Source organism: Streptosporangium sp. NPDC006013 (assembly GCF_040614275.1).
In the GTDB taxonomy this organism is placed as follows: Bacteria; Actinomycetota; Actinomycetes; order Streptosporangiales; family Streptosporangiaceae; genus Streptosporangium.
Window position 1 is genome coordinate 1 of record NZ_JBEXUE010000921.1, and the last position, 1,525, is coordinate 1,525.

Annotated in this window: 3 protein-coding genes; 2 read left to right on the forward strand and 1 reads right to left on the reverse strand. The window is 72.5% G+C overall.

Translation table 11 applies throughout. From position 1 onward, the window contains the following. Together ABZ260_RS50940 and ABZ260_RS50945 are read left to right on the forward strand one after the other, a co-directional pair. The coding region (locus ABZ260_RS50940) for an ATP-binding protein (protein WP_355633152.1) at positions 1 to 355 on the forward strand (355 nt) is incomplete at its 5' end. Continuing rightward, positions 333 to 971: a response regulator transcription factor gene (locus ABZ260_RS50945; RefSeq protein WP_355558188.1), complete on the forward strand. Its 639-nt coding sequence runs from the start codon at positions 333 to 335 to the stop codon at positions 969 to 971. The genes ABZ260_RS50940 and ABZ260_RS50945, both read left to right, overlap by 23 nt. On the opposite strand, the gene ABZ260_RS50950 is transcribed toward ABZ260_RS50945, so the two are convergent. Continuing rightward, the coding region (locus ABZ260_RS50950; RefSeq protein WP_355633155.1) for a hypothetical protein at positions 943 to 1,525 on the reverse strand (583 nt) is incomplete at its 5' end. The genes ABZ260_RS50945 and ABZ260_RS50950 overlap by 29 nt on opposite strands.

Sequence of the window (1,525 nt, forward strand, 5' to 3'; positions counted from 1 at the left end):
GCCGCTGCCGGGCGCCAGCGTGGTCGCCGCCTACCGGATCGCGTCCGAGGCGCTGGCCAACGTGCGCAGGCACGCCGGAGCGACCCGCGCGGAGCTGCGGATCGAGGTGGCGGACGGCACGCTGAGGCTGGAGGTCTCCGACGACGGCCGGTGGATGCGCCGGGAGGCGCCCGTCCCCGACGGCCCCGGAGGGCCGGGCCGCGCGGGGGTCGGGCTGGCGTCGATGCGGGAGCGCGCTGTGGAGTTGGGCGGATCGTGCGTGTTCGAGGAGCATCCGGGAGGCGGGACCCTTGTCAGGGTCGTGCTGCCGGCGGCCGAGGAAGGAGGCAGTGGTGATCCGGATCCTGCTGGTTGACGACCATCCGGGTTTTCGCGCGGGGCTGCGGACCCTGCTGTCGACGACCGAGGGGATCGAAATCGCCGACGAGGCAGCCAGCGGCGAGCAGGCGCTGGCCCTGGTCGGGCGGGCGCAGCCCGACGTGGTCCTGATGGACCTGGCGATGCCGGGGATGGGCGGGGTCGCGGCCACCGAGCGGCTCACCCACGACCACCCGCACATCCGGGTGGTCGTGCTCAGCATGTCGGACGACGACGACTCGGTGTTCGCGGCCATGCGAGCCGGCGCCAGGGGCTACGTTCTCAAGGGCGCGAGGAAGGCGGAGATCGTCCGGTCCGTGCAGGCGGTGGCCGAGGGCGAGGCCATCTTCGGCCCGGCCATCGCCACCCGGCTGGTGAGCTACTTCGGCGAGCAGGGGCGCGAGCACGGGCGGGAGGAGGCGCTGCCCGAGCTGACCAGACGGGAGCGGGAGATTCTCGGCCTGGTCGCCGAGCATCTGACGAACCCGCAGATCGCCGCCAGGCTCGGGCTGAGCCAGAAGACCGTGCGCAATCACGTGTCGGCCGTCTTCACCAAGCTCCAGGTGGCGGACCGGGCACAGGCGATCATGCGCGCGCGGGAAGCGGGGTTGTGACCTGCCCGTTGACCTCCCCACTCCACTCGGCGTCCGGCATCCGCAGCACGCGCAGCGCGATCCAGCCGTACGCGGCCAGGTGGAACAGGGCGCCCGTCGCCTGCACGGCCGGCGCCTGGTCGACGGCCAGGAAGGGGACCAGCGTTCCCGCGAACGCGGCGACCGGCACCCACCAGGGGGCGATCCTGACCGCGGCCAGCGCGATGAGCAGGGTGAACAGACCGACGTGGGCGAGGAAGGCGGGCAGCAGCATGCCGTACAGAAATCCCCACAGCTCACCGGCCCGGGCCGTGACCGCCTCCGCCTGCGCGTCGGGCAGCGTCTGGGCCAGGGCCAGGTCGTAGAAGTCGGTGGTGAAGAGGGTCAGCGCGTGCCCACAGCCGAGCAGGCCGATCGCGGCTCCCAGGTTGCTCGTTCTCGGGGCGCGCCTGCGCAGCAGGTGGGCCAGGGCGAAGGTCTCATCCTCGGAGCGACGACCTTGATCGCGGAGATCTCCGAGGCGGCCGCCTTCACGCCGACCGTGTCGATCATCCAGGCGGCCTTCAGGGTGAGCA